This is a genomic window from Rosistilla carotiformis, from assembly GCF_007753095.1.
Classification (GTDB): Bacteria; Planctomycetota; Planctomycetia; order Pirellulales; family Pirellulaceae; genus Rosistilla; species Rosistilla carotiformis.
Genome location: NZ_CP036348.1, coordinates 6,441,208 through 6,454,752, shown reverse-complemented (window position 1 = coordinate 6,454,752; position 13,545 = coordinate 6,441,208). Strand labels below are relative to the sequence as shown.

Here is a 13,545-nt window from a genome sequence, read left to right as displayed (position 1 = left end):
AATTGATTCCCGCAGTAAATGCTTATGTTCAGCACAATAAAGACCACCGTTAACACGCTGCTGCGACCGTTTCGTTGGCTTGCAGGACGTTTGCCGACACGCGTTCGAATCGTCGCTGCGTTGGTGGCCATGGTTGTCGTCAGTTTTGTCGGCACGCTAACGCTGCAGGTTTTTCCAAACCCCTACGTCGCGACCATGGAAGGCCGAGCCACGTTTACTGAAGCGCTGGCGATGAGTGCGACGACCTTGATCTCGTCGGGGAACCGCGAAGGATTGAAGGCGTTGTTGGAAGGGATCGTGCGACGCCAACCCGACATCATTTCGATTGGGTTGCGAAAACCCAACGGTTCGCTGCACGTCGAAGCAGGGAAGCATGCGAAGAACTGGAACGCGCGTCTATTAGAACGCCGTGGCGGTCAGGTGCTATCGACAGATCGTCAGATGGTGTTGCCTGTTTATCAAAGGTCCGACAAATGGGCCGAATTAGAAATCGCTTTCGAACCCTATAAGCCGTTTTTGGGAATCGAGCCTTGGAAACTTGTTCTGATCCTTGTCGCACCCGCCTGCTTTATTCAGTTCTACATGTTTTTGGGGATGATCCTAAAGCAATTGGATGCCTCGGGAGCCGTTCCCACTCACGTCCGCGATGTATTGGATAACCTCGGCGTAGGGCTGGTCTTATTAGATCTTGAGTACCGCGTGTTATTGGCCAATCCAGTGATCCAGGCCGATCTGAAAATGTCGCAACGCCAGTTGTTAGGACAAAGTGCTTCGGACCTGAATTGGATCGCGGAGGAGGACGACGCGCTGCCTTGGACCGAGACGTTGCGACGTGGCGCACCGCTGTCCAACCGTCTGTTGGGGATCGAGGTCGAAGGCAAACACTGCATGTTCAGTGTCAACAGCACGCCGATCCAGACCAGCGAAGGGACCTGTCAAGGCGTGATGGTGACGTTCAAAGACATCACGACATTGGAAGATCACAAACGCGAATTGGCGATTGCCAAAGACGCTGCGGAATTGGCGAACGAAACGAAAAGCCAATTTTTGGCAAACATGAGTCACGAGATCCGTACGCCGATGAACGCCATCGTCGGTTTCACCGACGTCCTGCGTCGTGGGTTGGAACAGGATCCCGATCGGCAATTGGAATACCTCGACACGATCTATTCCAGCGGCAATCACTTGGTCGAACTGATCAACGATGTGTTGGACCTGTCGAAGATCGAATCGGCTGGGGTGCAGTTGGAAATTCGCGAATGCTCGCCGTTCCAAATCGTCAATGAAGTCGTGACCGTGTTGACGGGGAAGGCGAACGATCAAGGCATCCAATTATCTTCCTCCGCCGCTGGCGAGATTCCCGAAACTATCCAAACCGATCCGACCCGGCTGCGGCAGATTTTGATCAACTTGGTCGGCAACGCAGTCAAATTCACCGAATCCGGAGGTGTCCGCGTTAGCTTTGTTGTGATCGACGGAGCACACGGACCGCAGATGCGTTTCGACGTCATCGATACCGGGATTGGAATGAACGACGAACAGCTGCAACGGATTTTCAGCCCGTTTGTTCAAGCGGACAGTTCCGTCACGCGACGGTTCGGCGGCACCGGCCTGGGACTCTCGATCAGCAAGAAATTTGCCGAAGCGATGGGGGGCGCAATCACGGTGGTTAGCGAGCCTGGCGAGGGAAGTGTCTTTAGCGTATTGATTGATGTCGGTTTGCTCGAAGGCGTCCGCATGGTTTCGGGCGAAGAAGCGGCAAAGGTGCTACGCAGCCGCCAACGTGCTGCGGCCGAACAGGGAATCGCTAGCGTCCGTCCTGGCAAGATCCTAATCGTCGATGACACACCGGCCAATGTCCAATTGCTACGTTTGGTCTGCGATAAGGCAGGGTTGACCGTGGATACGGCTGAAAACGGTCAGGTCGCGATCGATAAGGCCGCCGAAAACCGGTACGACATAATCTTGATGGACATGCAGATGCCGGTCATGGATGGCTACAGTGCGACGACGGAGCTGCGCAAACGAGGCATCGCGACACCGATTGTGGCGCTGACCGGCAACGCGTTGGAAGAGGATCGCCGGCGGTGTTTCGATGTCGGTTGTACCGCATTCCTCGCGAAGCCGGTGAACATCGACGAATTGATCAAGCTGTTGCGAGAATTGCACGGCGTTGGCGATCTGAAGCAGAGTACCAGCAGGACGACGCAACCGATCGCGGTTGTATCCTCGACCAAGGACCGACCCGAGGCTCGAATCCGATCCAGTCTGCCGATGGACCTGCCCGAATTCCAACAGGTCGTCGCGCAATTTGTCGACGGTCTGGATCGCTGCGTCGAAGAATTGCAGCAGGCGTTCCAATCGGGCGATTACGAGGCCGTTGCGCGGAATGCTCACGCTTTGAAAGGGACCGGAGGTACGGTTGGATTCCCGCAATTCACCGAACCATCGCGTCAATTGGAAGATGCTGCCAAGCAAGGGGACGAAGCCCAGTTGCTTGCCAGCATCGAAGAAATTCAACAGATTGCCCGATCGGTTGAGCGACCCAATTCGCCGAAATTAGCCGCTCCAGCCGTGTGAGCTAAACCTGCCGATTAAGCGGGGTCTTTGCCGTCGACCCATGGGCCAGCCAGCTTCATGTAATCCGGCTCTTCCAATGTGCTGCCGGTATCGCCAGCACGCCAGCCCGGGATGTGTTTGACCGGTGCGCGCGCAGCCGACAGTTTTTCCCAGCTGGCTGCCCAGCCTGGATCGGTCGTGCTGATCTTGCCCGAATCGCCATCGAAGAAGAAGACAGTCCCCTCGCGGTAACTGCGAGCACCCAGGGTGACGACAGCGATCGCCGCGGCTCCCAGTTCGGGCGTGTTGTTGCACTGCAACGGCTCTTCAGCCGCACAAGCTTCGATCCAGTTCTTGAAGTGAGCGTAAGTCGTGTCGGCGACAGGCTTTGTTGCGATCCGTTCGGTCTTTTGATCGCGGATTCGCGTGACCTGCGATCGTTCGGGAACGAAGTCGAAGCCGTCGAACTGTTCGCCGTTGCCGAACACAAACGATCCGTTGTGTCCACGGATCAGTTGTTGGATTCGCGTTTCCTGGTTGCACATCGTGGCGTTGACCAGACCGTGAACACCCTCGGGGAAATCGGCGGCGACGGTTGCCACGTCGGGAACATCGCGTCCATCGTATTCCATGTACAATCCACCGGCACCGACAACGCGAGCGGGGAATCGCAGGCCGGTCGCCTTCAACATCGCGGTGGTGCGATGGACGAACAGATCGGTGTACATGCCCGAGCCAAATGGCCAGAAGCGACGCCATTGCTTGTAAACAGCGCGGTCGAAGGGGATCTCTTCGGCCAAGCCTTCGTCGGATCCCAACCAACGCTTCCAATCGACATTGGTTGGCGTCATTTCAGGTTCAAGCTTGTAGTATCGCCATTGGCCTTGAGCCGAGTTGCGGAAGTATTCGGTCTGGTACATCAAGACCTTGCCCAGCTTGCCGTCCTGCAGCAACTCGCGCACTTCGTCCCATACCGGCAAGCTGGTCGATTGAACGCCGACCTGCATCACCTTGCCCGACTTACGCCACGCGTCGACGACCTTCAACGATTCTTCCACCGTCTTGGTCATCGGTTTTTCGCAGTAGACGTGCAGTCCCGCTTCGAGAGCGTCGATCGTCTGCTTCGCGTGCCAGTGGTCGGGAGTACCGATCGCCACGGCGTCGAGATTCTCCTTCTCGATCATCTCGCGATAGTCGACGTATTTGGCCGGCTTGAATCCGGTTTCCTTTTCGATGTAGTCGGCGACGCGATCGCGCTGCACCGAATAGACTTCGGCCAAAGCGACAAGTTCGATGTTCGCACCATCTTTGTGCAGCTGAGCCAGCTTCTTCACATGGGCTCCGAATCCGCGGCCGCCAGGACCGATGAAACCGATCCGCAGACGTTCGTTGCTGCCAGCAGCACGAGCAGGGGCGGGAGCTTGGATGACCGACGCAGCCGCAGCAACCGCTGCGGAGGTCTTGATGAACGAGCGGCGATGAGAGCCTTGATTCTCCACGATATAAAGATCCTGTGTTGGGGTATTGGATTCGTTCTTGTGAACGCTGTGGTGTAAAAGAACTTTTATGATAAGTCGGTCAACACGCCATCGCTACACAAATTGGGATCGCCAAAGGTAGTGATTTCGTGTCCCATTCCATTGGCGATTGCTGCCAACAGCCGATTGTGGTTCTGTTTGTTGTATTTCAAAGAGCGGCCCATTTTGAAGCCCAGCCCGCCGCCGAGCATCACAAATGGGATGTTGTTCAGCGTGTGCGAGTTCCCCTTGCCCAGTTCGTTGGTCCAGACGATCGTCGTGTTGTCCAACAGCGATCCCTGCCCGCCTGGTTCGGGCGTTTCGTCGAGCCGCTTGGCCAGGTAGACCAACTGTTCACAGAACCATGTGTTGATCTTCACCAACTTTTCTTTGGCGGCTTTGTTGTCGTCCGGTTCGTGCGACAGCGAGTGGTGGTTCTCGTCGATCCCCAACCAGTTCATCCTGGCACCGCCAACGCTTTTGGTGTACTGCAGCACCGCGACGCGATTCATGTCGTTGGCCAAACCGTTGACCATCAATTCGATCTGCATCTTGCCCAGCAGCGGCGCGTTGTCGTTTTCGTTTTTGACTCCCGATTCCAGTTCGGGAACGCTGACGGCGTAGGTCTGCTTGCCGCCAGCTTTCAGTTCCTTCTCCATCTCGCGGACAAACGATTCGTGTTCGTCCAACAGACGGCGGTCCTCGCGGCTGATCAGCCCGCGGACCCGGCGGAGGTCTTCTTGCACGCTATCCAAGACGCTGCGAATCGTCGCTTGGTCCTCGACGCGGCCGTACATCTTTTCGAACATCCGGTAGGGATCTTCGATCGGTGCGACAGGTTTGTTGGGACCGGCGTAGCTGAGCCGAGTCCAGGGATCGGCGCGGTCGCCAACGTTGACGCCAAACAGCAGTTCGCCGAATCGGGTCTGCGTTTCGGGATTGCTTTGCAAAAAGTTCTTGATCTCTTGATCGATCGAAATGCCGCTGGCCCAGCCGGCCGGGGTGTGTGAGCCCCCTTGGATGTTTCCCGGAAACAGATGCGTTCCGGTCAACAGGCAACTCATCCCACGCATGTGGCTGTCGCCGTCTCCCTTGACTTTGTTGCAGATGCCATGCAGCGTCAGCAGTCGATCTTTGTACGGTTGTAGCGGTGCGAGGATCCGTTTCAGCTCAAAGTCGGAACCCTCTTGATCGGGCCAGAATTCATCGGGGACCGTCCCGTTGGGGCTGAACATGATCACCAGTCGCTGCTTGCGGCGGTTTGCTTTGGCAGCCGAAGCGATGCTGGGCAAATTGCTCAAAAACGGAATCGCGGCCGCCGAGACACCCAGCTTGCGCAACAGTTCTCGACGTCCTAGGTTTCGATGATTCATCACACGATCCTTTCGAAAGGGTTTGCGTTTTTGTAGCGTTCGAGCCAGCCGATCGGTCCGTCGTTAACGATGCAACGCGGCGATCGTTACGATATCGACCATCAACTCGCGGACGTTGAAGTTGTTCTCGACAAAGCTGCCGTGCAATCGATCCAGCGTCTCCGCACCGTAGGCGGCCGGCGGTTGTTTGATCAGGTGTTCAAACAGTTGGCGAATGAAGCCCTTCTGAGCCGCTTCGCTCTCGGCCGCATGCAGCGCCAGGTCGCGTGCCCCTTCGAGTCGGATGACTTTTCCGGAGACCGATTTGTAATCCGACGCCGCTTCGATCTTGCGATCCTTTTCTGTCGTTCGATATTGCCCCACGGCGTCGTAGTTTTCCAAGCTGAAGCCGAGCGGGTTGATCACGTGGTGGCAGCCTTGGCACTGCGACGACTTGGTCAGTTCGGAAACCTTCTCGCGCATCGTCAGGTGCGGATCAAATGCCGCCGCTTCGAACACCGTGGCGATCGGCGGTGGATTGAGCACGCGTCCCAACAGGTTCCGCGTCACAAACACGCCGCGATGGATCGGCGAGGTGTCGTTGTGATACGCCAAGGCCGAAAGGACCAACGGATGCGTGACCACGCCAGCCCGTGGTTCTCCCTTCAGCGAGACCGAGACAAATCGTTCGCCGTCGTCGGAATCTTTGTCCTTCGGATGCGGGATCTTATAAAAATCGGCGATCCGTTGATTGACGTACATCGTGTCGGACAACAGCAAGCGACGGTAATCGGGAGCGTCGCCCCAGAAGACCTCCTCCAGGAACAGGTCCAACGACAACCGCAGATCAGCGACCAATTCGGGCGAGAACTGAGGGTATTGTTCGCTGTCCTTCGACATCTCCTCGGCTCGTTCCAACGACAGCCAGCGTCGGAAGAAGCCTCTCAGTTTCGCCCGCGTCCGCGCGTCGCCGACCGCCGCGACGACCTCTTTCCGCACTGCGTCGGGTTTCATCAGTTGGCCATCTTTGGCGACCTTCATCAGTCGTTGATCGGGGATCGAATCCCACAGAGCGAACGAGATTTGCGATGCCACGTCGTACCCGTCGACTTCGCCAAACGGAGTTGTCGGATACAGGAACCTTGGCGATTTGAGCGTCAGGATCACGCATCGCTTGACCGCTTCGCTGATGTCATCGGTGGCGTCGAATTGCGATTCGACAAAGAACTTCCGCTGCTCGTCGTCCAGCGGGCGGCGGAACGCTCGCTCGACGAACTGGCCGCAGTATTGGATGATCTTTTTGCGGCGGTCCCCAGCGTCCGGCTTGGTTTTCGCCAGTCGGTCGATCTGGTCGACGATCGCCGCTGCCGCGTCCACAGCCGCTGCGGTCGTCGCTTCGTCCCATGATTTGGAGACCGCGGTGCCGCGCGGGAAACCAAAGCTGGCGTCGTCCGGAGGCAGCGGTGTGGTCGAGACGAACAGCGGCCGCGCGTATTGATCGCGTAAGCTGCGCGACGGGATCAATTGACGCGGGCGATGCGGCGGTTTCCACATCAGTTCGACCGACGCCGATTTGTCGCGATGCTTGAAGAAGTGCAATTTCAGCCGATAGCTGCGGCCTCCCAGCAGATGGATCGATTCGGTCAACTCGCGCGGTTCCCCGCCGCTGCTGACCCAGCCATCGATCAACGGCTTGCGCTCGTCGTTAACATATAGCTTGATTCCGTTTCCCGTATTGACGGTGAATTCGTATTCGCCCGTCTCGTCGGCGATCACCAATCCGCTCCAGACGATCGAAAACTCTTCGGCGCCGATCTTCTCGCCGGGGCTCCCTTGGCCGAAATCGAATTTGATCTTCGGATCGACCCGCTCGATCACCAATTTGTCGGCCTTGGTGTTGCGCGCGTTGTAGTACTGTGCCTTCAGTCCGGGATTTCCTTGGGGCAGCTGGATCCTGTCGTTGTGGCTGACCAGGTCGCTCAGCACGTTGTCGTATTGTTCCACCGTCAACCGCGACATGGTGATCCGCGGCGGTTGGTTTTTCGCACGCGCTTCGGCGGTATAAAATTGGCCGATCATGTACTTGGCGACCGCCAACGCGTCTTGATCGACACACGCCTCGGGCTTCTCGCTGGGCATCGTCTCATGGATCACGCGGGCCAGCTCCTCGGCTGCCAGATCGCCGTACAACGGTTCTTCGTATCGCTCGTTAACTCCCTGGCCTTGGTCGCCGTGGCACGAAGCGCATTGGGCGACGTACAGCTGTTTGCCGCGTTTTGCCATCGCCGCGGGATCCTCTGCCGCGGATGTCGCTGCGCAGAACAACAGACAGATCACTAGCGCGATCCCGCGCTGCGTTGACCGCAATGGAACAGAGGGTGATGTGGGCATCGGCAAGGTGGTGGGAATCGTTTGGGATTGGGGAGGACGCAGCGCGGTGGGCATGGCTCGCTTGGGGTGGGTTCCGCTGCGTTAGCTGGATGTTCGCGGTGGGCGATTTACCCCAGGGAGTCTTCTAATTGTACGAACCACGGCGATCCCGATGCAAGATCCTAATTGCTCGCAATACCAACGGAGGCGCTCGCCAAAACCGCGCGCAGCCCGGCCGAATGCCTACGATTCTCGCGTTAGTCGAGAGCTAAAAGGTCTTACCGCTGGAGGCTTCCGAAGCAGAGCGCCGCTGGCAGGGCGAGTCCAAAGATCAGTTGGAGGACGATCGAAAACCAGAATTTGCCTGGATCGTCGGCGCGGACCACAACCGCCTTGCCGCCGGTGAAACCAAAGACGGCGACACCCATAGCCAATTCGAGGCCGAGTATCGCCAGAATGAATAAAAAGCCTGCAACCACCATCGCGCAAGGCTCACTGCGTGGGGTTGATCAGCGCCGCGGCATAACCCAGCAGGTCGCCGCGGGCTTTGCAGAAGTCCTGGATCGGTTCGTATCCGGCTCCCTTCTTGGCGAGTTCCAGCATCAGCGGCACCACGCGCGTCGCGGGGACTTCGGCGGGAGTGTACTCCACCGCCGCGGCGAGCGCTTCGGCTGGGCGGCCGACACGGTCCAACAGTTCGACGTAGGTCTCGATGGGGCCGGTCCCCTTTTCCAGCATGTCGACGTTCCGCACCTTGCGCTCAAAGTACGCAATCCCTTCGTCGACCTTCTCTCCCAGCAGGACCGAGAAATAGAGGTCGTGGCTGCTGTAGAAATCAGCGAAGGGTTCGTCGCCGGGATACTGGAACTGGCGATTCAATTTGCGGCCGTATTGCGTCATCTCCCACGCGCGGCGGAGCTGAGCGGGATCGTCCAGGACGCGCGCAAATCGGATCGTCGAGGCGAGGTGAGTGGTGTCGATGTGGTAACCGTTGTCGGAGAACAACCAGCCGCGATCGGCGATCAGTTCGACGATGTTGTTCGATTCCGGCGGCGTCCCTTCCCGTTGTTCGATATCGCTGCGGACCGATTCGACCAATTCGTTGTAGACATGATCCAACAGCAGCGATGCGGCGGGACGCTGTGCCGCCGGAGGGCGACCGATGATCGATTGTTCGTAGGTGGTGATGCTGTTGCAGGTACCGTTGTTCTCCAGAATCAACTGATAACCGCGAGCGATGTCGATTCCTTCGTGCAACAGCACTTGGATCAGGTCGTCAGTGTTCTCTTCGTTCGGCTGGATGTCGCGCATCAATTCGGCAACCAGCGGAAGGTTGCCGACCGGACGCAGATACATCCAACCCTCGGCGATCCGCCCCTCCTGCATCAACATCTGACCGACCTCGCGACAGGCGTCGATCAATCCCATCTCCATCTGTCGATCCAGCTCTTCGCCGACCGGCGGATCGTTGTCGGTGCTGAACAGAGGCAATCCGAGTTTCAGACGCGTCTGCAGCTTCAGCGTCTCGAACAGTTCGTGAGGCAGGCGTTCGGTGCGGTAGTGATCGACCAAGTGCGACAGCACCGAAGCGGGGTCTTCGCGGCAGGCGATCAGTTGGTCAAAGGTGTCGGATGTGGTGGACATTTGGGTACCGCGTACAGGACTGGAGGTGGGAATCGCGTTTGCCAATGGGAGCTTGGCGACCGGGAACCTCTAGTATCGACGCGAAGCCCCGATCAAGCAAGCAGATGCCCCACAGTGTCACGCTCGGGGATTGGATTGGTTTCTGCGCAGCGGAGATCGTAAGAGAGAAGAGCGATCGCGTCACATCGACAACTGGTGATTCGGTGAAGCGATCGTGGCCCCTCGCGGTGTCGACATGTCCGCCGGTCGGTCTGTCAGGAACCTGGCCCCCGCCAAAGCGTAAGGCGATCGATCGCGAGAGAACCATGCGAAGGATACTGCCAACCGTTCTGTGAGAACGGGAAAAGAAAGACGCCTTTCGCAAGTAACAGCGAAAGGCGTCGAAGGTCACATTTGCACTCGTGAGAGGAACCACGCGTGATGCTTAATCTTTCAGCTGAAAGGGTTCCAGCTCGTTGTCATCACTTGCCGTCACGACGATTTCGATTCCTGATTTTTCAAAATCGGAGTACTGGGTTGGGACAAAGTTTTTCTCGGTCACGCTTCCCGGTTCACCCACTTCGGCGACGATGTTCCCCGCTTTATCGACCATGCCCGACTTTTTGATGGCAACGCGATGCGTTCCTTCGGTCAGCCCATCGCCGGGATCAAACGTTTGAACTTCAAAGCGTCCATCGGCATCGGTCACTGCGGTTCCCGGTTTGCCTTCGGGGCCGACCGGTTGGAAGATGACCGTCGCTTGGTCCAGCGGTTCACCATTTAATAAAACCTGTCCCGACACGTGATAGACCGGCGGTCGGTCCCGAGTCCAACGGTCGCTTGTCGGGCCACCGCAACCTACAAGGCAAATCAGCGGCGCCGCCCAAAGCACGTTCAACAGAGGGCGAGCGGAATAAAAGAGCATCATCAAAAAACCTTGTTCAGCCAAACGCAAAGAATGGAAATGTCGGAGACCTACAACTTGTTGACTTCACCACCGTCGCGCGAACCGAGTGCTCCCCAAACGCCGTAGGGGCTGGTTCCCGAGGTGACGGCCGACTGCGACAGGTCGCCGGTATCGATCGTTTCGGTGATGAAACGAACCGAACCATCGGCAAGCAATGCTTGAATGCCGCCGGGGTGTCGGCTGGAAGATGAGTAGATCCCGCCACCAGCCTGCGTGCTGCAGGTCGCACTGTTGGGAGGGAGGATGGTCGTGACAGCACAATACCCTGGCCGACCGTCCTGCCAGCGTTGACCGTGGCACCGAAACTGTGCGATCAGCGATCCAGAGGTGTACTGGCCATTGACCAAGTAGGCGCGACAGGCCAAGGGATTATTCGTTGAGTTCGCGACGGCGCGTCCAAGACGTGAACTGTCGGGAGAAATCAGCGTTTCCGACATCGCAATCGTGTTGCTCAATCCATCGGTGATCGCACTGAAATTTAAATACATCAAATATCCGAATAGCCCCCGGACACCTTGGTCGGGACGGCTGGCGTCGACCGAGATGTTGTAGTTGTCACCCATGTTGAGGCCGTAGTTTAGTGGCGAATACATCGCGGCTCGGTCGCCCCCTGCTGCCGAAAACAGACCATCCGAAGGGCAGATAAACGAATCGATCTCCCCCACGTATCCCGAGTTGGCATTGCTGTGCCAGACGTGGTAGCCGCCCGAGGTGATTTGGTCGTAGCGGGGTTGTTGTTCCATAAAGGGCAACAAGCCAACAAACGCGCTCCAACGAGGCGTTCCCGTGGCGCTACCACCAGTCCAGTTGGGGCCTCCCTGACGCGCTGGCATGGCGAGGTAGGTGTCGTGGTAATTGTGTAAAGCAATTCCGAGCTGCTTTACATTGTTCGAGCAACTCATACGTCGTGCCGCTTCACGCGCCGCTTGCACCGCCGGGAGTAACAGTCCAACCAAGATGCCGATGATCGCGATCACCACAAGCAGTTCGACGAGCGTAAAGCCGCTGCGTTGCCGGGCGCCTTTGCGTGGAATAAATAACCCTGACTTGCGCAACATTAAGATGACCTTCCAATGAATGTCGGGACCAAGAAGCGAAATAATCCATGGACGTTGTCCATCATCCCGACTTCGGAAATGACAGACGCCACTTATTGAGTCCGCACCCTAATTAGGGCGAAAAGCATGAATGAAATTGCGGACCAAAGGGAGCAAATGAACCCTCGAAAAGTAGCAAAATGTGTTTAACGGGTTTATCGTATTCCTCCACGGGAATGTTGTCAACGGAGCGTTCTCCTGCACTGCATCACCCTTAGTGGCATTGCGGGTCTCGCTAATGCGGCGTCGAATGCATGACTCACCATAGGGGGGGGCGAAGCAAGGACACGACCGGCAGCAGCGGAGGCTCGCCTCTTGTAAGAAGCAGAGGCGCGCTGGGGAGGGGCCCGGCGGCGATTTAGAAGCGTCGCCAGAACGAAGGCATCAGCAAGACTAGGACGCTGAAGACTTCGACGCGTCCGAGCATCATCAGCCACACGAACAGCAGCTTGCCTCCTTGGCTGAAACCGGCGTAGTTTTTCGTCGGACCGGTGACGCCCAATCCGGGGCCGATGTTGTTCAACGTGGCGGCGACGGCGCTGGCGCAATCGAGCAGTTTTTCATCGAGCGTGTGCTGTTTAATCTCCTGCGGCGTGACTTCGGGGTCGCCGGGCGGATTGCTTTCGTCCAACGCTTCGGCGACCGTGGCGATACGATTGCTGTCGACACCCCAGGTGGAGGAAGGTTCAAACGTGATCAGCACCAACCACGATGCGATGAAGATTCCCAAGATCAAACAGAAATAGATCGGGATCGATTTTCGTAACTCTTGATCTTCCGTCGGGCTTCCCCCCAGGGTCAACGGCCGGACGACCCGCGGATGATGCACGCGTTCGACTTCCAGCAACAAGATCTTAAAGAACAGGACGTGGCGGATGACTTTTAGCCCTCCGCCGGTGCTGCCTGCACATCCGCCGACGAACATCAGCAGCAGCAGGCTGCCTCGTCCAAAGTTGTTCCAATGATCAAAGTCGGCGGTGCCATATCCGGTCGTCGTGATCACCGAGACGACTTGAAAGAGGCTGAAACGTAGCGAACTGCTCAAAGTTTCAAAACTGGCGTCGTGGCTGCGCATTCCAAAGAAAATGATCAGCGCCGACAGCACGCCGATGATCCCCAGATAAAACCGCCATTCGGTGTCGCGAAACAGGCGATTGGGACTGACAAACACCGATAGGTACAAGAGAGTGAAATTGGTCCCCGCGAGGATCATGAACACGATCGTGGTGTAATCGATGATCGCGCTGTCGAAGTGTCCTAGGCTGGCGTTCCAGGTGCTGAAGCCGCCGGTTGCCATCGTGCCAAAGCCGTGGCAGACCGCGTCAAACAGAGACATCCCTTCGATCCGGTAGATGATGATCAAAATCATATTCAGCCCCAGGTAGATCCCGGCGAAGGACCAGGCGGTCGCCTGCATCCGCGGCATGCTGCCCTCTTTGGTCGGCCCCGGCATCTCGGCGCGCATCATCGCTTTTCCTGCGGAGCCCTGCCCCAGGATCGCGACGAACAGAACGACGATTCCCAGACCGCCAAGAAAGTGGGTGCTGCTGCGCCAGAACAGGATGCAGTAGGGGACCATGTCGGGGTTTTCGAGATTGGTTAGCACCGTCGCGCCGGTGGTGCTGAATCCCGATTGAGCCTCGAACATCGATTCGATAAAGGTGACCGGTTCGCCCGGTCGGATCTGAGTCCGGCTGAACCAAAACGGCAACGCTCCAAGAACCGTCGCCAACACCCAACTGAGCCCCACGACAGCCATCGCCTCTTTTTGAAACAATGGGGCTCCTTTGCTCGACCGTCCCGTGCGGATCAGCATCACGCCAAACAGCACGCTGACAGCGACCGACCCCAGCAGCGCCGCGACGCCGTCCCATTCGATCGTCTCGATCCCCGGGGTGTCCGCGCCAGTTCGGTTCGCCAATCCCGGCAGCGCCCAAGGGAGGCTGAACAGCATCGAACCGCCGATCAGTACACAGACGATGCCCAGCAATCGGCACAGCAGTCGATAATTCATGAAGCTTACTCTGACAGGCGGTCCAGTGATTTCCGGGCGCATTATC

Annotated in this window: 9 protein-coding genes; 1 reads left to right on the top strand and 8 read right to left on the bottom strand. The window is 57.6% G+C overall.

Features of this window, described 5'->3' with window-relative positions:
• Positions 1-24 precede the first annotated feature (24 nt).
• Positions 25-2,580, top strand: coding sequence for a PAS domain-containing hybrid sensor histidine kinase/response regulator (locus Poly24_RS23485; protein WP_197452124.1), 2,556 nt, complete (start codon positions 25-27; stop codon positions 2,578-2,580).
• A gap of 14 nt (positions 2,581-2,594) precedes the next feature.
• Here the strand turns inward: Poly24_RS23485 and Poly24_RS23480 are convergent, their stop codons facing one another.
• The 8 genes from Poly24_RS23480 to Poly24_RS23445 form a co-directional block, all read right to left on the bottom strand.
• Positions 2,595-4,058: a Gfo/Idh/MocA family protein gene (locus Poly24_RS23480; protein ID WP_145101440.1), complete on the bottom strand. Its 1,464-nt coding sequence runs from the start codon at positions 4,056-4,058 to the stop codon at positions 2,595-2,597.
• 65 nt (positions 4,059-4,123) lie between these two features.
• Positions 4,124-5,449, bottom strand: coding sequence for a DUF1552 domain-containing protein (locus Poly24_RS23475; RefSeq protein ID WP_145101438.1), 1,326 nt, complete (start codon positions 5,447-5,449; stop codon positions 4,124-4,126).
• A 63-nt stretch (positions 5,450-5,512) separates the two neighbouring features.
• On the bottom strand, positions 5,513-7,819 hold the full coding sequence (locus tag Poly24_RS23470; RefSeq protein ID WP_197452123.1) for a DUF1592 domain-containing protein: 2,307 nt from the start codon (positions 7,817-7,819) through the stop codon (positions 5,513-5,515).
• A 257-nt stretch (positions 7,820-8,076) separates the two neighbouring features.
• On the bottom strand, positions 8,077-8,280 hold the full coding sequence (locus Poly24_RS23465; protein WP_145101434.1) for a hypothetical protein: 204 nt from the start codon (positions 8,278-8,280) through the stop codon (positions 8,077-8,079).
• 10 nt (positions 8,281-8,290) lie between these two features.
• The gene (locus Poly24_RS23460; protein WP_145101432.1) at positions 8,291-9,442 is read right to left on the bottom strand and encodes a hypothetical protein; all 1,152 of its coding nucleotides are present in this window, start codon (positions 9,440-9,442) and stop codon (positions 8,291-8,293) included.
• A 424-nt stretch (positions 9,443-9,866) separates the two neighbouring features.
• Positions 9,867-10,349, bottom strand: a complete 483-nt coding sequence (locus tag Poly24_RS23455; protein WP_145101430.1) for a carboxypeptidase-like regulatory domain-containing protein — start codon at positions 10,347-10,349, stop codon at positions 9,867-9,869.
• A 47-nt stretch (positions 10,350-10,396) separates the two neighbouring features.
• Positions 10,397-11,446 carry a DUF1559 family PulG-like putative transporter gene (locus Poly24_RS23450; protein WP_145101428.1) on the bottom strand — a complete coding sequence of 350 codons (1,050 nt, stop codon included), beginning with the start codon at positions 11,444-11,446 and terminating at the stop codon, positions 10,397-10,399.
• Positions 11,447-11,843: 397 nt separating this feature from the next.
• Positions 11,844-13,499, bottom strand: coding sequence for a TrkH family potassium uptake protein (locus Poly24_RS23445; protein WP_145101426.1), 1,656 nt, complete (start codon positions 13,497-13,499; stop codon positions 11,844-11,846).
• Between the last annotated feature and the right edge of the window lie 46 nt (positions 13,500-13,545).

What these genes read in the sequence shown, in the direction of transcription:
- Poly24_RS23475 (WP_145101438.1), bottom strand. Translation starts at nt 5,449, where the DNA reads ATGAATCATCGAAACCTAGGACGTCGAGAACTGTTGCGCAAGCTGGGT.
- Poly24_RS23445 (WP_145101426.1), bottom strand. Translation starts at nt 13,499, where the DNA reads ATGAATTATCGACTGCTGTGCCGATTGCTGGGCATCGTCTGTGTACTG.
- Poly24_RS23450 (WP_145101428.1), bottom strand. Translation starts at nt 11,446, where the DNA reads ATGTTGCGCAAGTCAGGGTTATTTATTCCACGCAAAGGCGCCCGGCAA.
- Poly24_RS23455 (WP_145101430.1), bottom strand. Translation starts at nt 10,349, where the DNA reads ATGATGCTCTTTTATTCCGCTCGCCCTCTGTTGAACGTGCTTTGGGCG.
- Poly24_RS23470 (WP_197452123.1), bottom strand. Translation starts at nt 7,819, where the DNA reads ATGCCCACATCACCCTCTGTTCCATTGCGGTCAACGCAGCGCGGGATC.
- Poly24_RS23485 (WP_197452124.1), top strand. Translation starts at nt 25, where the DNA reads ATGTTCAGCACAATAAAGACCACCGTTAACACGCTGCTGCGACCGTTT.
- Poly24_RS23460 (WP_145101432.1), bottom strand. Translation starts at nt 9,442, where the DNA reads ATGTCCACCACATCCGACACCTTTGACCAACTGATCGCCTGCCGCGAA.
- Poly24_RS23465 (WP_145101434.1), bottom strand. Translation starts at nt 8,280, where the DNA reads ATGGTGGTTGCAGGCTTTTTATTCATTCTGGCGATACTCGGCCTCGAA.